The organism is Cupriavidus sp. GW823-FHT06D04 (assembly GCF_058795055.1).
The window spans coordinates 571,319-588,160 of the sequence record NZ_JBXAHL010000001.1 but is presented as its reverse complement, the minus strand read 5'-3'; the positions used below and the strand labels follow the sequence as shown (position 1 = coordinate 588,160).

Sequence of the window (16,842 nt, the reverse complement as noted above, 5' to 3'; positions counted from 1 at the left end):
CTGCGCGTCGCAACCGTCCGGGCTGCGGCGCGTTTTCATTGAATCCTCCTTCCCGGATCCGCGCTGTGCAGACCCTCTCGCCGTTGCCGCCCACGCCCATGCTTGAACGCCTTTCCCTCTACGCGCGCCTGGTGCGCATCGACAAGCCGATCGGCACGCTGCTGCTGCTGTGGCCGACGCTGTGGGCCATGTGGATGGCCGCGGGCGGGCCGCCGGCATGGGGGCTGTTCTGGATCTTCGTGGCGGGCACCTTCCTGATGCGCTCGGCTGGCTGCGCCATCAACGACTGGGCCGACCGCGACTTCGACAAGCACGTCAAGCGCACCAGGGAGCGGCCGCTGACCGCGGGCAAGATCGCCGCATGGGAAGCGCTGGCCGTGGCCGCCGTGCTGGCGCTGGTGGCCTTTGCGCTGGTGCTGCCGCTCAATGCGCTGACCAAATGGCTGGCGGTGGTGGCGGCGGTGGTGGCGGGCACTTACCCGTTCTTCAAGCGCTTCTTTGCGATTCCGCAGGCTTATCTTGGCATCGCGTTTGGCTTTGGTATCCCGATGGCCTTTGCCGCGATCCAGGACCAGGTGCCGCCGGTGGCGTGGATGATGCTGCTGGCCAATGTGTTCTGGGCGGTGGCGTATGACACGGCGTATGCGATGGTCGATCGCGACGACGATCTCCTGATCGGCATGAAGACTTCAGCCATTACCTTTGGCCGCTTCGACGTGGCGGCGATCATGCTCTGCTACGCTGCCTTCCTGGCGCTGATGGCGTGGGCGGGGGTGCTGCTGGGGCTGGGGTGGCCTTACTGGGTGGGGCTGGTGGCGGCGGCGGGTTGCGCCGGGTATCACTACACGCTGATTCGCGATCGGGACCGGATGCGGTGTTTCGCGGCGTTCCGGCATAACAACTGGCTGGGGGCTTGTGTGTTTGCGGGGACGGCGGTGGCTTATGCGATTCGGTGATTAAATCCTGCCGGTTTGCTCCCCTCCCGCTTGCAGGAGAGGGAGCAAACAGTCGGGCAAGATAGCGCTCAATCCTTCCCGAACTCCGCCCCCATCTCCTTGCCCCGCGCCGCGGCGGCACGCATCGCGCGCACGAACGCGTCACCAATTCCCGAAGCCTCCATCGACGTCAGCGCCGCATAGGTGGTGCCGCCCTTGGACGTCACGCGCTCACGCAGCGTTGACACCGGCTCGGAAGACTGCCCGGCCAGGGTAGCAGCGCCACGGAAGGTCTCCACCGCCAGTTCGCGGCCTTGCTCCGCGGTAAGGCCCAGCTCCGTGGCAGCGCGTTCCATCGCCTCGATAAAGTAGAAGACATAGGCCGGCCCACTGCCGGAAATGGCGGTGACCGCATCGATCTGGTCATCCCCATCCACCCACACGCATTTGCCGACGGCCTCGGCCACGGCGCTGGCAATCGCGCGGTCTTCGGCCGACAGCCCGGCCGGGGCGGCCAGCCCCGTCATGCCCATGCCAGCCAGCGCCGGCGTATTCGGCATCGCCCGCACCAGCCGGGTGCGCCCGTCCAGCCAGCGCTGCATGTCCTGCAGCCGGATGCCGGCGGCCACGCTGATCACCAGGTTGCCCTTGCCGCTGGCCGGCAGGATCGGCAGCAGCTGCGCCGCGGCGTCGCGGAACTGCTGCGGCTTGACTGCCAGCACCAGCACGTCGCTGGCGCCGAAGGCGGCATCCGGCGCCCCGGCGGCATGCACGCCGAGGTCGCGCGCCAGGCGTTGCTGGGCCTCGGGGAAGGGGTCGACCACGCGGATCGAGCCGGCCGGCACGCCGCGGGCGATCAGGCCGCCGATCAGTGCGGTGGCCATGTTGCCGCCGCCGAGAAAGCCAAAGGTAAGGGTATCGAGCATGGGGATCCGTTGGGGCTTGAAGGGAATGGACTGGGCTTGCAGGGAAAATGACTGGGCTACGGGTACTGGCGCGCTCCAAAAATGGCGGTGCCGATCCGCACCAGCGTGGCGCCCTCGGCGATGGCGGCTTCCATGTCGCCCGACATGCCCATCGACAGGGTGTCGAGGTCCAGGCCGTCGGCGCGCAGCGCCTGCAGCATGGCGCGCATGGCCGCGAACGGGCGGCGCTGCGCGGCGAGGTCGTCCTCAGGCTCGGGGATGGCCATTAGCCCGCGCAGACGCAGGCCGGGCAGCGCGGCGACAGCATGTGCCAGGGCGGGTACCTCTGCCGGGGCGACGCCGCTCTTGCTGGCTTCGCCGCTGATATTGACCTGGATGCAGACCTGCAGCGCCGCCATGCCGGCCGGGCGCTGGGCCGACAGCCGCTCGGCGATCCTGAGCCGGTCGACGGCGTGCACCCAGTCGAAATGCTCCGCCACCAGCCGGGTCTTGTTGCTTTGCAGCGGACCGATGAAATGCCATTGCAGGCGGTGGCGCAGGTCGGCCAGCGCGGCGATCTTGTCGACGCCTTCCTGGACGTAGTTTTCGCCGAAGGCAAGCTGTCCGGCGGCGTATGCGGCCCTTATGCGGTCGGGGGAAACGGTCTTGGAAACGGCCAGCAGGGCGATGTCCGTGGGCTGTCTGCCGGCTTGTTGTGCGGCCGCCGCGATGCGCTGGTGAACGGCTTGCAAGTTGGCGGCAATTACAGACATAATCCGGCGAACATACAAAAGAAAGTACGCAAAGTACTGATAACTCAGGGTGGGGTCATTATAGATGGACATCGCGCAGCTATTGGCTTTCGCTGTCAAGAACAAGGCGTCTGATCTTCATCTCTCCGCGGACATGCCGCCGATGGTGCGGATCCACGGCGACATGCGCCGGATCAACGTCGCCTCGATGACGCACAAGGATGTCCACGCCATGGTGTACGACATCATGAGCGACACCCAGCGCAAGGCCTACGAAGAACGCCTCGAAATCGATTTCTCGTTCGAGATCGCCGGCCTGTCCCGCTTCCGGGTCAATGCCTATAACACCCAGCGCGGCGCCGCCGCGGTGTTCCGTACCATTCCCTCCAAGGTGCTCACGCTCGAAGAGCTGCGCGCGCCCGCGGTGTTTGCCGACCTGTGCATGAAGCCGCGCGGGCTGGTGCTGGTAACGGGCCCGACCGGCTCGGGCAAGTCCACCACGCTGGCGGCGATGGTCGACCATCGCAACGAAAGCGACATGGGCCACATCCTCACGGTGGAGGACCCGATCGAATTCGTGCACAGCTCCAAGAAGAGCCTGATCAACCAGCGCGAGCTGGGGCCGCATACGCATTCGTTTGCCAACGCGCTGCGCTCGGCACTGCGTGAAGACCCGGACGTGATCCTGGTGGGTGAGCTGCGCGACCTGGAAACCATCCGCCTGGCGCTGACCGCGGCCGAGACCGGCCACCTGGTCTTCGGCACGCTGCACACCAGCTCCGCGGCCAAGACCATCGACCGGGTGGTCGATGTGTTCCCGCCCGAAGAGAAGGACATGGTGCGCACCATGCTGTCGGAATCGCTGGAGGCGGTGATCTCGCAGACGCTGCTGAAGACGCGCGACGGCAATGGCCGCACCGCCGCGCACGAGATCATGATCGCCACGCCCGCGATCCGCCACCTGATCCGCGAGAACAAGATCGCGCAGATGTACTCGATGATGCAGACCAGCAGCGGGCTGGGCATGCAGACGCTGGACCAGTGCCTGTCTGACCTGATCAAGCGCAGCGTCATCAGCTACAACGACGCGCGCGCCATCGCGAAGAACCCCGACGCGTTCATGGGCTGAGGCCCGCTCCCTAGCAGGACACCGCCATGCTCGATCGCGAATCCGCCGCCAAGTACATCAACGACCTGCTGGAGCTGATGGTCAGCAACCGCGGCTCTGACCTGTTCATCACTTCTGACTTCCCGCCGGCGATCAAGGTCGACGGCAAGATCAAGCCGGTGTCGCAGCAGCCGCTGAACCCGACCCAGGCGCTGGGCCTGGTGCGCTCGGTGATGAACGAGCGCCAGGTGCAGGACTTCGACACCAGCCGCGAATGCAATTTCGCGATCACCGCTCCCAAGGCCGGGCGCTTCCGCGTGTCGGCCTTTATCCAGCAGGGCAAGGCCGGCATGGTGGTGCGCACCATCAATACGCGCATCCCCTCGGTGGCCGACCTGGACCTGCCGGCTACGCTGCATGAGGTGGTGATGGCCAAGCGCGGGCTGGTGATCGTGACCGGTGCCACCGGCTCGGGCAAGTCGACCACGCTGGCGGCAATGCTGGATCACCGCAACGCGCATTCGTACGGCCATATCATCACCATCGAGGATCCGATCGAGTACGTGCACGCGCACCAGAACTGCATCGTCACGCAGCGCGAGGTCGGCATCGATACCGAGTCCTGGCACGTGGCGCTGAAGAACACGTTGCGCCAGGCGCCCGACGTGATCCTGATCGGCGAAATCCGCGATCGCGAGACCATGGAGTACGCGATGCAGTACGCCGAGACCGGCCACCTGTGCCTGGCCACGCTGCACGCCAACAACGCCAACCAGGCGATCGACCGCGTGGTCAACTTCTTCCCCGAGGAAAAGCGCCAGCAGCTGCTGATCGACCTGTCGCTGAACCTGAAGGCGATGATCTCGCAGCGCCTGCTGCCGCGCGCGGGCCGCAAAGGGCGGGTGCCGGCGGTGGAGATCATGATCGGCACGCCGCTGGTGGCCGACCTGATCTTCAAGGGCGAGATCCACGAGCTCAAGGAAGTCATCAAGAAGTCGCGCGAGCAGGGCATGGTCTCGTTCGACCAGGCGCTGTTCGACCTGTACGAGGAAGGCAAGATCACCTACGAGGACGCGCTGCGCAACGCCGACTCGCTCAACGACCTGCGCCTGATGATCAAGCTGCACAGCGCGAGCGCCAAGGATACCGACCTGGGTGCCGGCACCGAGCATCTCAACGTCATCTGATTCGTGCACGCCAGTGCGCATGGCGGTATGCTTGGGCTACCTAGAGGAGTCTGCCATGAGCAATGTCTACCAGTTCGAAGCCAACTCGCTGGCCGGCCAGCCGGTACCGCTGTCGCAGTTCCAGGGCAAGGTGATGCTGGTCGTCAACACCGCCAGCGAATGCGGGTTCACGCCGCAGTACGAGGGCCTGCAGAAGCTCTATGACGAATACCACGGGCGCGGCCTGGAGGTGCTGGGCTTCCCGTGCAACCAGTTCGGCAAGCAGGAGCCGGGCGATGCGCAGCAGATCGGCCAGTTCTGCGAAACGCGCTTTGCGGTGCGCTTCCCGATGTTCGCCAAGATCGACGTGAACGGCGCCGACGCCCATCCGCTGTACCAGTGGCTGACCACGGAAAAGCGTGGCGTGCTCGGTACCCAGGGCATCAAATGGAACTTCACCAAGTTCCTGCTGCGCCGCGACGGCACGGTGTTCAAGCGCTATGCGCCGACCACCAAGCCCGATGAGCTGCGCGCCGATATCGAGAAGCTGCTGTCCGACCCGGCTGCCTGAGCAGGACTAGGTGCCGCTGGCGCGCACCGCGCGCAAAAAGCCGTTGAGCGAGCGGTCGGGCGTTTCGTGGAAATGGTCGTCCAGCATGCGGATGGCGCGGCAGCGGTCCAGCCGGAAGCTGCGGTAGTCCGAGCGCGTGGTGCACCACGCCGCCAGCAGCCAGGCATTGCCCCAGAAGAACAGGCCCAGCGGCATCACCACGCGTTCGGTGATGCGCTGCTGCACGTCGCAGTAGTCGAGCAGCAGCAATTTCTGCTCGCCCAGCGCGCCGTGCACCACGTCGAAGACTTCGCGCACATGCGCCTGGTTGACGTATTCCGGCGCGAACACGCGGCTTTGCTGCGCTGCCAGCCGGCGCGGCGGCGGCAGCGCAGCCATCAGTTTTTCCAGCGCGGGATCGGCCGCGGCGGCCAGCGCGCCGCCGCCCCAGGCTTTCAGGAGGCGCAGGCCGGCCACCAGCGCTTCCACTTCCATGGCGGTGAACATCAGCGGCGGTACATCGAAGTCGGCGCGCAGCCGGTAGCCGATGCCGGCCTCGCCCTCGACCGGCACGCCTGACAGCGACAGCGCCTGGATATCACGGTAGACGGTGCGTTCCGACACCCCGAGCCGCTGCGCCAGCAGTGCCGCCGTGGTCAGGCGGCGGCCGCGCAGCACCTGCACGATCTGGAACAGGCGGTCGGCGCGGCGGCTCATCGGGGGTGGCTAGCCATCGGGGTCAACCGGCCACGGGCTCGTGCAGCCCGATGCGGTTGCCTTCGCTGTCGGTGATATGGGAGATGCGGCCGATCTCGCCCGGCAGGCGCAGCGGCCCGAACACGGTCTTGCCGCCGGCGCGCGCGGCGCGCTCCAGCAGCACATCCAGTTCCGGCGCATGCAGGTATGGCACCGCGCCGTAGTAGTTGCTGGGGCGGTAGCCTTCGCCGGCCACCAGCGCGCCGCCCGGGTCGGGGTGGGGGAACACGGCCATGTCGACCTGGCTCATGGTCTCGCGGCGCAGCTGGATATCGAACACCTGCTCGTAGAAGCCGACCGCGCGGTTCATGTCGACGACGGGGATTTCCAGCCAGTTGATCAGACGGTTGCTCATGACAGACTCCTTGGTTCCAAGTGAAGGGGAGTGAGGAGTTCGCATCATGCGCGGGGGCTGCTGACAGCGTCCTGTCAGGAGCGTGTCAGTGCGGCATCCACGCCGCCATCACCGGCACCATGATTGCCGTCAGCACGCCGTTCAGGCCCATGCCCAGCGCGGCAAAGGCGCCAGCTTCCTGGTTGACCTGGAAGGCCCGCGCGGTGCCGATGCCGTGCGCCGCCACGCCGGTGGCGAAGCCGCGCACGCTGTAGTCGCGGATGCGCAGCAGGTTCAGCACGCTGGTGGCGCTGATCGCGCCGATGATGCCGGTCGCCATCACCAGCACCGCCGTCAGCGACGGCAGCCCGCCGATCTTCTCGGCCACGCCCATGGCGATCGGGATCGTCACCGACTTGGGCGCGAGCGAGCGCACGGTCTCGGGCGATGCGCCCAGCAGCCAGGCAATGCCCACTGCCGACACCACGGCCACCACCGAGCCCGCCACCAGCCCCGCCAGCAGCGGGAACACATGGGTGCGCAGCTTGGGCAGTTGCAGGTACAGCGGCACCGCCAGCGCCACCGTGGCCGGTCCCAGCAGGAAGTGCACGAACTGCGCGCCGTCGAAGTAGGTCTTGTAGGGCGTGCCGGTGACGGTCAGCACCGTGACCAGCAGCGCCACCGCGATCATCACCGGGTTGGCCAGCGGCGAGAAGCGCGAACGCTCATAGATGCGGAAGGCAAAGACGTAGGCCAGCAGCGTAGCGGTCAGCCCGACCAGCGGGCTTGCGGCCAGGTAGACCCAGATCTCGTTGAGGCGGGGCGTCATCATGCCTGCTCTCCTTTCGCATCGGCGGGCGGGACATCGGCGCGCTTGCGCATCAGCATGCGCGTGACCACGGCGGTGGTGGCGATGGCCAGCCAGGTGGACACCACTAGCGCCACCAGGATCGGCATCCATTCGCCCTCGATGCGGTTGGCATGGACCATGATGCCGACGCCGGCCGGCACGAACAGCAGCGACAGGTGCTTGAGCAGTTCAGATGTGGTGCCCTGGATGATGGGCAGCAGGCGGTCATCGAAGACGAGCCAGCCGAACAGCAGGATCATGCCCAGCACGGGGCCGGGCACCGGCAGGGTCAGCGCGTAGCTGATCACCTCACCGACGGACTGGAAAACCAACAGGATTGCAAAGGTCTGGAGCATGGGGCGTGGCGTTTGGTCGCAGGTGCGCGGCGCGCGTCCGGAAGGATGCGCGCTGCCGCCCATGCTGCCCGCCCGCGCTAGCCGAGCATCTTGTCGACCAGTTCGATCCAGTGCATCACCGGGGTGCCGGTGCCGCTCTGCAGGTGCGAGATGCAGCCGATATTGGCCGAGACGATGGCTTCGGGCTGCGTGGCCTGCAGTTTGGCGAGCTTGTCGTCGCGCAGGCGGTAGGCCAGTTCCGGCTGCAACACCGAATAAGTGCCTGCCGAGCCGCAGCACAGGTGGCTGTCAGCGCAGAGTTTGACTTCGACGCCGAGGCCGGTCAAGAGCGCTTCGACTTTGCCGCGGATCTGCTGGCCGTGCTGCAGCGTGCAGGGCGGGTGGTAAGCCACGCGCCGGTTGTCGCGCGGGACCGCGCCGGCCAGGCTGTGCAGCTCGTCGGCAAAGTCCGGCAAGACTTCGGACAGGTCGCGCGTCAGCGCCGATACGCGGCGGGCGCGCTCGGCGTACTTCGGATCGTCGCGCAGCAGGTGGCCGTAGTCCTTGACCATCGCGCCGCAGCCCGAGGCGGTCATCACGATGGCTTCGGCGCCGTCCTCGATATGCGGCCACCAGGCGTCGATATTGCGGCGCATATTGTCGAGGCCGCCGTCGTGGTCGCCGGTGTGGAAGCGGATCGCGCCGCAGCAGCCGGCTTCGCGCGCCACCAGCAGTTGTACGCCGACACGGTCGAACACGCGCGCGGTGGCGGCATTGATGTTGGGCGACATTGCCGGCTGCACGCAGCCGTCGAGCAACAACATCTTGCGTGCATGCACATTGCGCGGCCACGTGCCGGGCGCGGCGGTGCTGGACTGCGCCGGCACCTTGTTGCGCAGCGTGCCCGGCAGCAGCGGCCGCACCATCTGGCCCAGGCGCAGCGCCGTGCCGAACAGCGCCGGGCGCGTCAGCCCCTCGCGCAGCACCCAGCGCGCGATGCGCTCGCGGGCGGGGCGCCGCACGCCTTCGGCCTCGAGCTTGTCGTCGACCAGCTTGCGGCCGATATCGACCAGGCGGCCGTAGCGCACGCCCGACGGGCAGGTCGATTCGCAGTTGCGGCAGGTCAGACAACGGTCCAGATGCAGGCGCGTGCTTTCGGTGATGGCATGGCCTTCCAGCACCTGCTTCATCAGGTAGATGCGCCCGCGCGGGCCGTCCAGCTCATCGCCGAGCAACTGGTAGGTGGGGCAGGTGGCGGTGCAGAAGCCGCAATGCACGCAATTGCCGACGATGGATTTGGCTTCCTCGCCTTCGGGCGTGTTGCGAAGAAAATCGGCCAGGTTCGTTTGCATGGTGTGGGGAGGTTGTGCCTGGGGTTGTCTGGACCTGCCGGATCAGAGCCCGGGGTACATGCGCTGCGGGTTGAAGATGCCGGCCGGGTCGAAGGTCTCTTTCAGGCGGCGGTGGATCGCGGCCAGCGGCGTGGCCAGCGGCGTGAACACGCCCACTGACTTGTCGCCGTTGCGGAACAGCGTGGCATGGCCGCCGGCGGCTTGCGCCACGGCGCGCACGCTTTCGGCATCGGTCTTGTCAGTGCCGTCCTCGGGCAGCCACCAGCGCTGGCCGCCGCCCCATTCGATCAGTTGTGAACCGGGCAGCTCCAGCGGCGCGGCGATGGTGGGCACCGCCAGGCGCCACAGCGCGCGGCCCGCCTGGGCGGGGGCGAAGAACGGGTGGGTCTGCTCGCGCAGCGTTTGCCACAGCGCCGCGGCTTCTGCAGCGTCCACGCGCTCGCCGCCCAGCCTGGCGCACGCGGCACGCACCGCGGCGGTGGCGCCGGCCAGGCGCACATGCAGCACGCCCGCGTGCCAGGCCGAAGACGCCAGCGGCAGCGGCTGGCCGCCCCACTGGTTCAGTTGCCGGATGGCATCGGCCTGCGCCAGCTCGAAGCGCAGCGTGGCCTCGTCGAACGGTGCCGGCAGCACCTTGACCGATACCTGCAGGATCAGCCCGAGCGTGCCGAGCGAGCCCGCCAGCAGCCGCGACACGTCATAGCCCGCCACGTTCTTCATCACCTGGCCGCCGAAGTCCATCACCTCGCCGCGGCCGTCCATCAGCTGCGCGCCCAGCATGAAGTCGCGCAGCGCGCCCACCGACTGCCGGCGCGGGCCCGACAATCCCGCGGCCACGGCGCCGCCCAGCGTCGCGGTGCTGGGCTGGCCCGGCAGTGCGAAATGGGGCGGCTCGAAGGCCAGCATCTGGCGCTTTTCGGCCAGCGCAGCCTCGATCTCGGTCAGCGGCGTGCCGCAGCGCGCGGTGATCACCAGCTCGGCCGGGTCGTATTCGACGATGCCGGCATAGGCGCGCGTGTCCAGCAGCTGGCCCGCGGCGGGCTGGCCGTAGAAGTCCTTGCTGCCGCCGCCGCGCAGCCGCAGCGCGGTGCGGGTCTCGGTGGCTTGCCTGACGGCGTCGCGGATGGCGTCGAGGGTGGCTTGCATATGCGTCGTGGGGTAGGGAAGGCCGGCTCAGGAGCCGGCAGGTCCGCCGGGCACTTCCGGCCGGTCGTTCTGGTATTCGGGCAGCTGGCTGCCGCAATGCTTGCAGTAGCCGGCGTCGGGTTCGTGGCCCTCGGTCAGGCAATGGGTGCAGGTGCGCGTGGTGAGCGGCCGCTTCAGGATGCTGGCGGCCAGCTCGGCGCCGACGATGCCGGTGGGGAAGGCGATGATGCCGTAGCCCAGCAGGATGGTCAGCGAGGTGATGAACTGCCCCAGCGGAGTCTTGGGCACCATGTCGCCGAAGCCCGTGGTGGTCAGCGTCACCACCGCCCAGTACATGCTGACCGGGATGCTGGTGAAACCGTGCTGCGGACCTTCCACCACGTACATCACCGTGCCCAGGATCACCGTGATGATGAACACCGTGCCCAGGAACACGAAGATCTTGCGCCGGCTGTTGACCAGCGCGCGGTACAGGATCTCGGCTTCCTCGAAGTACACGGTCAGCTTCAGGATCCGGAACACGCGCAGCAGCCGCAACAGGCGCACATCGATCAGGAAATGCAGCTCGGGCAGGAAGAAAGCCAGCCAGGTCGGCATGATCGAGACGAAGTCGATGATGCCGTAGAAACTGAACACATAGCGCCACGGCCGGCGCACCACCAGGATGCGCATCATGTACTCGGCCGTGAAGAACAGCGTGAACATCCATTCCAGCACGGTGAACAGCTGCCCGAGGCGGTTGTTCACCGCGGGCAGGCTGTCGAGCATCACCACCATCACGCTGGCGACAATGGCCAGCAGCAGCGCGACATCGAAGAGCCGGCCTTCGCGGGTATCGGCCTCGAAGATGATGGTGTACCAGCGCTGGCGCCAGCCGGTCTCGGGCTGGCCCAGGCGCTGGCGGATGAACGCTTCCTGCTGCTGGCGTCGGCGTGGGCTGGACATGGCGTGGCTCAGAAGCGCGGCAGTTCCGGGTGCGGCAGCAGGCCGCGCTTCACATGCATCTTGCCGTACTCCGCGCAGCGCGCCAGCGTGGGGATGGCCTTGTCCGGGTTGAGCAGTCGCGCCGGGTCGAAGGCGGCCTTGACGCCGAAGAAGGCGTCGCGCTCGGCGGGCGAGAACTGCACGCACATCGAGTTGAGCTTCTCCACGCCCACGCCGTGCTCGCCGGTGACGGTGCCGCCCAGCTCGACGCAGGTTTCCAGGATGTCGGCGCCGAACAACTCGGCGCGGTGCCATTCGTCCTGGTCCGAGCCATCGAACAGGATCAGCGGGTGCATATTGCCGTCGCCAGCATGGAACACGTTGATGCAGCGCAGGCCGTACTTGCGCTCCATCTCCTCGATGCGCTTGAGCAGCGTGCCGATGTGCTTGCGCGGGATGGTGCCGTCCATGCAGTAGTAGTCGGGCGAAATCCGGCCCGCGGCGGGGAAGGCGTTCTTGCGGCCGCTCCAGAAGCGCAGCCGCTCGGCCTCGTTCTGCGAGACCACGATGCGGGTGCAGCCCGAAGCCTTCAGCACTTCGCTCATGCGCTCGATTTCCTCGGCCACTTCTTCCGGGGTGCCGTCGGACTCGCACAGCAGGATGGCGGCGGCATCGAGGTCATAGCCCGCATGCACGAATTCCTCCACTGCCGCTGTGGCGGGCTTATCCATCATCTCCAGTCCCGCCGGGATGATGCCCGCGGCGATCACGTCGGCCACGGCGTTGCCGCCTTTCTCGACATCGTCGAAGCAGGCCATGATCACCTGCGCCAGCTGCGGCTTGGGGATGAGGCGCACCGTGACCTCGGTGACCACGGCCAGCATGCCTTCGGAGCCGATCAGCACGGCCAGCAGGTCCAGGCCCGGCGAGTCGGGGGCCTCGGAGCCGAACACCACCACCTCGCCCTCCATCGTCACCGCGCGCACGCGCAGCACGTTGTGCACGGTCAGGCCGTACTTCAGGCAGTGCACGCCGCCGGAGTTCTCGCTGACGTTGCCGCCGATGGTGCAGGCGATCTGCGAGGACGGGTCCGGTGCGTAGTACAGGTTGTGGGGTGCGGCGGCGTCGGAGATCGCCAGGTTGCGCACGCCCGGCTGGACCACCGCGGTGCGCGAGTACGGATCGACCGACAGGATGCGCTTGAACTTGGCCAGCGACAGCACCAGGCCCTCGGCGATTGGCATGGCGCCGCCCGACAGGCTGGTGCCGGCGCCGCGCGGCACCACCGGCACGCCCAGCTTGTGGCACAAGCGCAGGATCGCGCAGACCTGTTCTTCAGTGTCGGGCAGGGCCACGGCCATCGGCACCTGGCGGTACGCGGCCAGGCCGTCGCATTCATAGGGGACGGTGTCTTCCGGCTTCCACAGCAGCGCGGCATCCGGCAGGATCTGCGCCAGGCCGGCCAGCAGCGCGCTGCGGCGGCCTTCGGCCGTGGCATGGGCGCCGTCGGGGGCGATGGTTTGGGCTTCGTGCGGGGCATTCATGAACGACTCCTCTGGGGCCTCCTGGATGGCGGCCGGTGCGCGGCCTGCCGGTCGCGGCAATGCAGGGCCTGCCGCGGGGGACGGGTGACTATAGCGCAGGGCACCTGGCGCGGGCACCATGGGAGACGTGAATTCCGCATGGCAGGCCGATCAAAAATGCTCATCATGGCTGCGCGGGAAATCACGCCTGGCATGGGACGCAAGTCCAGCGTACACCGCGGCGCGGGTGCAGGGAAGGCGGCCCGTCTGGACTCAGCGTGCCGGCGGCTGCGGCAGGAAGCAGACCATATCGAGCTTGTCGTGGAAGTGCGGCGCGACGTACAGCGCATCCGGCTCCAGCCCCGTGCGCACGAAGCCGAGCGACTCATACAGCTGCACCGCGCCCGCGCTGCCGGCATTGACGCACAGCGTCACCTGGCGCACGCCCGGCATGGCGGCGGCCTGTTCCATGGCCCGCTCCATCAGCGCGCGGCCGAGCTTGCGGTCGCGCCAGCCCGGGGCCACGTACATGCCCCAGATAAAGGCCTTGTGCCGGTGCTTGGCGTTTTCCTCGCGCATCACCCCGACCACCCCGGCCAGCGCGGTGTCATCGGTGCCGTCAACGAAGGCGCCGAACACGGCCTTGCCCTCGGTCGCGGCCAGGCGCGCGGCGACGACTTCCAGCGGCCGGTCCTGTTCCTCCTCCAGGCTGGAAGCGAAGGCCTCCGGCGCTTCGGCCAGGCCTTGCAGCCGCAGCGCCTGGAAGGCGGCGGCATCGGCGGGGGTCAGCAAACGGATTTCCATGGGGTCGGTCTCCTACCAGTCCAGGCTCAGCAGCCAGTCGACGAAATAGCGCGCCTCGGGCTTGAGCGGAGCCTGTTCGCGCTCGACGATGTAGTAGCCGTGCGGCGAGACCGATTCCACATCCAGCAGCCGCACCATCTGCCCCAGCGACAGCCAGTGCCGCGCCATGCGCTGGCGCACCAGCGCCACGCCCTGGTTGGACGCGATCGCCTCCAGCATCAGGCCGATGTCATTGAACTGCGGCCCGGTCTGCGGCTCGGCCCAGTCCAGCCCGGCAGTCTCGAACCACGGCTTCCACGGCTCCAGCGGGCTGCGCAGCAGCACCAGGCCGTGCAGGTGCTCGGGCTTGGTGATGGCGCGGCCGTTGACGCGCTCGTAGTATTCGCGGCCGCACGCCGGGAACACCGGCTCGACCAGCAGCCGGGTGGTCTTCAGGTCGGGGTAGCGGCCGGTGCCGTAGCGGATCTCGACATCGGTGTCCTCGGCCTTGACGTCCAGGAATGGGATTGCCAGGTGCAGCTCGAGGTCGATATGCGGATACAGCGCGCCGAATTCAGGCAGGCGCGGCACCAGGTGCTGGCGCCCGAAGGTGGGCGGGATCGCCACCCGCAGCCGGGTGCGCAGCTTGTTGTACTCGGGCCGCGCCAGCTCGTTGAGCGACTTGAGCGCGTCCTGCACGTTGCGCAGGTAGCGCGTGCCGGCGGCGGTCAGCCGCAGCGCGGCGTTGGCGCGCACGAACAGGTCTTCGCCCCACAGCTCCTCGAGGTTCTTGATGCGGTGCGAGACCGCGCTGGGCGTGACCGACAGCTCTTCGGCCGCGCGCGCGAAGCTGCCCAGGCGCGCCGCGGCCTCGAAGGCGATCAGCAGGTGCAGCGGCGGGACGCGGTTGAACATGGAGGCCATCTGCCCGGTACGCCTTACTGCGTGCCCGCGCGCGTGGCGCTGAAGATCTTGCCCGGGTTCAGGATGTGGTTGGGGTCCAGCGCGTCCTTGATCGCGCGCATCAGGTCGAGCGCGTCCTCGCCGTGTTCTTCCACCAGGAAGCGCTGCTTGTGCAGGCCGACGCCGTGCTCGCCGGTGCAGGTGCCGCCCATCGCCAGCGCGCGTTCGACGATGCGCTGGTTGATGGCCTCGGCCTCGGCCATCTCTTCGGGCTTGTCGGGGTCGACCAGGATCGCCACGTGGAAGTTGCCGTCGCCGACATGGCCGACGATGGGGCAGGGCAGCGCCGAGGCGTTCAGGTCCTTCTCGGTCTCGGTAACGCAGTCGGCCAGGCGCGAGATCGGCACGCACACGTCGGTAGTCACCGACTTGCAGCCCGGCTTGAGCTGCAGCATGGCGAAGTACGCGGTATGGCGTGCGTTCCACAGCCGGCTGCGGTCCTCCGGGCGCGTGGCCCATTCGAAGCCCTGGCCGCCGTGCTCGGCGGTGATCTGCTGCACGGTCTCGGCCTGCTCACGCACGCCGGCCTCGGTGCCGTGGAATTCGAAGAACAGGTGGGGGGTCTCGGGCAGGGTCAGGTTGTCGTGGCGGTTGATGGCGCGGATCGCCAGCGCATCGACAAACTCCACGCGCGCCACCGGCACGCCCAGCTGGATGGTCTGGATCACGGCCTGCACCGCGCTGCCCATGCTGGGGAAGGCGCACACCGCGGCGGAGATCGCTTCCGGCTGCGGGTAGAGCCGCACCGTCACCTCGGTGATGATGCCGAGCGTGCCTTCGCTGCCGATAAAGAGCCGGGTCAGGTCATAGCCCGCCGCCGACTTGCGCGCCTGCGTGCCGGTGCGGACCACGCGGCCGTCGGCGGTCACCACCGTCAGCGCCAGCACGTTCTCGCGCATGGTGCCGTAGCGCACCGCGTTGGTCCCGGAGGCGCGCGTGGCGCACATGCCGCCCAGCGAGGCATCGGCGCCCGGGTCGATCGGGAAGAACAGGCCGGTGTCCTTGATTTCCTGATTCAGCTGCTTGCGCGTGACGCCGGGCTGCACGGTCACGGTCAGGTCCTCGGGCTGCACCGCCAGCACGCGGTTCATCTGCGACAGGTCCAGGCTGATGCCGCCTGCCACGGCCAGCAGATGGCCTTCCAGCGATGAGCCGGCGCCGTACGGGATCAGCGGCACGCCATGCTGGTTGCACAGGCGCGCCACCTCGGCCACTTCCTCGGTGCTGTGGGCGAAGACCACGGCGTCGGGCACGGCCGGCGGGAACGGGGATTCGTCGCGGCCGTGGTGTTCGCACACGCCGGCGGAGGTGGTGAAGCGGTCGCCAAAGCGAGCCGCCAGGGCGTCGCTGAAGGCGGGCGGCAGCGGACGGCGGGCGAGCGTGGCGGGCGGCGTGGGGTGGTTCATGCGGGTCTCCGGCGGGTCGGCGCGACGTTGGTGCCGGCGGCGGCGCTCCGGAGCAAGCTCCGGTCTGGCCGGCAGGGGCGCGACCCGGTGATCGAATGGACGATGAATAAGGGCTACCGGCATTCTACGCCGCGCGGCGGCTCATGCACCCTGGCGGGGCGCCGCGGCGGTCGGCGGCCGGCTGGTACTGGCCGATAGCCGCACAGCCAGCGCCGGGACACAAGAGCTTGGCCCGCCGAGGCGGTCCGGCGCGATAATGCGTCTTTCCCCCTGGCGCCCGCGTTGCAGGGCGGACCACGACTACCACACGCTTACGAGGAGACCGGCATGGGCAACCGCCTGTCCAAGATTGCCACCCGCACCGGCGACGCCGGCACCACCGGCCTGGGCGACGGCAGCCGCACCGGCAAGGACAGCCTGCGCATCGCCGCCATCGGCGACGTCGACGAACTCAACTGCCACGTCGGCGTGCTGCTGACCGAGGCCCTGCCGGACGACGTGCGCGCCGCGCTGCTGCATATTCAGCACGACCTGTTCGACCTGGGTGGCGAGCTGTCCATCCCGGGCTACACCCTGCTCAAGCCTGAGCAAGTGGCGCAGCTCGACACCTGGCTGGCCGACTACAACGCCAACCTGCCGCGGCTGGCCGAATTCATCCTGCCGGGCGGCAGCCGCGCCGCGGCGCAGGCCCATGTCTGCCGCACCGTGTGCCGCCGTGCCGAACGCGCGCTGGTGGCGCTGGGCGCGGCCGAGCCGCTGAACGAGGCCCCGCGCCAGTACCTGAACCGGCTGTCGGACCTGATGTTCGTGCTGGCGCGGGTGCTGAACCGGGCCGGGGGCGGTTCGGACGTGCTGTGGCAGCGCGACCGCGACGCGCCAGAAGGTATGGAATAAGCCACTTTCGGCGACCGCGCCGCGCCGCCGGCTTAACCTGCGGCGGCAGATGCCGTTGAAAGCGTGCATAAACCGAGAAAATTACTCGGATTTGCCGGTTATGCCCTTGAAAAGCCCCCGGACGGCCACATTTCGGCCTCAGGTTGAATTGCAGCCGCGC

At 68.0% G+C, this 16,842-nt stretch carries 18 protein-coding genes and 1 pseudogene; 5 read left to right on the top strand and 14 right to left on the bottom strand.

Going from position 1 to position 16,842, the window contains the following annotated elements; translation table 11 throughout:
* Nucleotides 1-98: 98 nt before the first annotated feature.
* Entirely contained in the window at nucleotides 99-956 is an 858-nt protein-coding gene (gene ubiA / locus AC1Q7H_RS02765) for a 4-hydroxybenzoate octaprenyltransferase (protein ID WP_041228121.1), read from the top strand.
* A 68-nt stretch (nucleotides 957-1,024) separates the two neighbouring features.
* Here ubiA and proC read toward each other — a convergent pair whose 3' ends face one another.
* Both proC and AC1Q7H_RS02755 read right to left on the bottom strand, forming a co-directional pair.
* Entirely contained in the window at nucleotides 1,025-1,861 is an 837-nt protein-coding gene (gene proC, locus AC1Q7H_RS02760) for a pyrroline-5-carboxylate reductase (RefSeq protein WP_013957934.1), read from the bottom strand.
* Between the two features lie 56 nt (nucleotides 1,862-1,917).
* Nucleotides 1,918-2,613, bottom strand: a complete 696-nt coding sequence (locus AC1Q7H_RS02755; RefSeq protein ID WP_211980272.1) for a YggS family pyridoxal phosphate-dependent enzyme — start codon at nucleotides 2,611-2,613, stop codon at nucleotides 1,918-1,920.
* Between the two features lie 64 nt (nucleotides 2,614-2,677).
* On the opposite strand from AC1Q7H_RS02755, the gene AC1Q7H_RS02750 reads away from it, so the two are divergent.
* The 3 genes from AC1Q7H_RS02750 to AC1Q7H_RS02740 are packed head-to-tail and all read left to right on the top strand — an operon-like array spanning nucleotide 2,678 to nucleotide 5,437.
* Complete coding sequence (locus AC1Q7H_RS02750; protein ID WP_013957933.1) at nucleotides 2,678-3,721, top strand: type IV pilus twitching motility protein PilT; 1,044 nt, start codon at nucleotides 2,678-2,680, stop codon at nucleotides 3,719-3,721.
* Nucleotides 3,722-3,747: 26 nt separating this feature from the next.
* Nucleotides 3,748-4,887 (top strand): PilT/PilU family type 4a pilus ATPase, encoded by a 1,140-nt coding sequence (locus tag AC1Q7H_RS02745; RefSeq protein ID WP_013957931.1) that lies wholly within the window; start codon nucleotides 3,748-3,750, stop codon nucleotides 4,885-4,887.
* Between the two features lie 55 nt (nucleotides 4,888-4,942).
* Nucleotides 4,943-5,437, top strand: coding sequence for a glutathione peroxidase (locus AC1Q7H_RS02740; RefSeq protein ID WP_018311516.1), 495 nt, complete (start codon nucleotides 4,943-4,945; stop codon nucleotides 5,435-5,437).
* On the opposite strand, the gene AC1Q7H_RS02735 is transcribed toward AC1Q7H_RS02740, so the two are convergent.
* The 12 genes and pseudogenes from AC1Q7H_RS02735 to AC1Q7H_RS02680 all read right to left on the bottom strand — a co-directional run bounded on the left by AC1Q7H_RS02735 (nucleotide 5,365) and on the right by AC1Q7H_RS02680 (nucleotide 15,788).
* Nucleotides 5,365-5,604 carry a zinc finger domain-containing protein gene (locus tag AC1Q7H_RS02735; RefSeq protein ID WP_455423814.1) on the bottom strand — a complete coding sequence of 80 codons (240 nt, stop codon included), beginning with the start codon at nucleotides 5,602-5,604 and terminating at the stop codon, nucleotides 5,365-5,367. The two genes, AC1Q7H_RS02740 and AC1Q7H_RS02735, sit on opposite strands and share 73 nt — an antisense overlap.
* Nucleotides 5,534-6,133: pseudogene (locus AC1Q7H_RS02730) on the bottom strand (helix-turn-helix transcriptional regulator); the annotation flags it as partial. The gene AC1Q7H_RS02735 and the pseudogene AC1Q7H_RS02730, both read right to left, overlap by 71 nt.
* 22 nt (nucleotides 6,134-6,155) lie before the next feature.
* Nucleotides 6,156-6,527 (bottom strand): VOC family protein, encoded by a 372-nt coding sequence (locus AC1Q7H_RS02725; protein WP_492380943.1) that lies wholly within the window; start codon nucleotides 6,525-6,527, stop codon nucleotides 6,156-6,158.
* 85 nt (nucleotides 6,528-6,612) lie between these two features.
* Entirely contained in the window at nucleotides 6,613-7,338 is a 726-nt protein-coding gene (locus AC1Q7H_RS02720) for an LrgB family protein (protein WP_013957927.1), read from the bottom strand.
* Nucleotides 7,335-7,712, bottom strand: a complete 378-nt coding sequence (locus AC1Q7H_RS02715) for a CidA/LrgA family protein (protein WP_010815044.1) — start codon at nucleotides 7,710-7,712, stop codon at nucleotides 7,335-7,337. Before AC1Q7H_RS02715 ends, AC1Q7H_RS02720 begins: the two co-directional genes overlap by 4 nt.
* A 77-nt stretch (nucleotides 7,713-7,789) precedes the next feature.
* The gene (gene glcF, locus AC1Q7H_RS02710) at nucleotides 7,790-9,043 is read right to left on the bottom strand and encodes a glycolate oxidase subunit GlcF (RefSeq protein WP_211980270.1); all 1,254 of its coding nucleotides are present in this window, start codon (nucleotides 9,041-9,043) and stop codon (nucleotides 7,790-7,792) included.
* A gap of 42 nt (nucleotides 9,044-9,085) precedes the next feature.
* Complete coding sequence (glcE, locus tag AC1Q7H_RS02705; RefSeq protein WP_013957925.1) at nucleotides 9,086-10,189, bottom strand: glycolate oxidase subunit GlcE; 1,104 nt, start codon at nucleotides 10,187-10,189, stop codon at nucleotides 9,086-9,088.
* 27 nt (nucleotides 10,190-10,216) lie between these two features.
* A complete protein-coding gene (locus AC1Q7H_RS02700) occupies nucleotides 10,217-11,134 on the bottom strand; it encodes an ion transporter (RefSeq protein WP_153953728.1) in 918 nt (305 codons plus the stop codon).
* Nucleotides 11,135-11,142: 8 nt separating this feature from the next.
* Nucleotides 11,143-12,657, bottom strand: a complete 1,515-nt coding sequence (locus tag AC1Q7H_RS02695; protein ID WP_153953729.1) for an FAD-linked oxidase C-terminal domain-containing protein — start codon at nucleotides 12,655-12,657, stop codon at nucleotides 11,143-11,145.
* Between the two features lie 252 nt (nucleotides 12,658-12,909).
* A complete protein-coding gene (locus AC1Q7H_RS02690) occupies nucleotides 12,910-13,440 on the bottom strand; it encodes a GNAT family N-acetyltransferase (protein WP_013957922.1) in 531 nt (176 codons plus the stop codon).
* Between the two features lie 12 nt (nucleotides 13,441-13,452).
* On the bottom strand, nucleotides 13,453-14,343 hold the full coding sequence (locus tag AC1Q7H_RS02685) for a LysR substrate-binding domain-containing protein (protein WP_114133744.1): 891 nt from the start codon (nucleotides 14,341-14,343) through the stop codon (nucleotides 13,453-13,455).
* 14 nt (nucleotides 14,344-14,357) lie between these two features.
* Complete coding sequence (locus tag AC1Q7H_RS02680; protein ID WP_492380942.1) at nucleotides 14,358-15,788, bottom strand: FAD-binding oxidoreductase; 1,431 nt, start codon at nucleotides 15,786-15,788, stop codon at nucleotides 14,358-14,360.
* A gap of 327 nt (nucleotides 15,789-16,115) precedes the next feature.
* Here AC1Q7H_RS02680 and AC1Q7H_RS02675 point away from each other — a divergent pair, with 327 nt between their 5' ends.
* Entirely contained in the window at nucleotides 16,116-16,682 is a 567-nt protein-coding gene (locus AC1Q7H_RS02675; protein ID WP_492377800.1) for a cob(I)yrinic acid a,c-diamide adenosyltransferase, read from the top strand.
* Nucleotides 16,683-16,842: the final 160 nt, after the last annotated feature.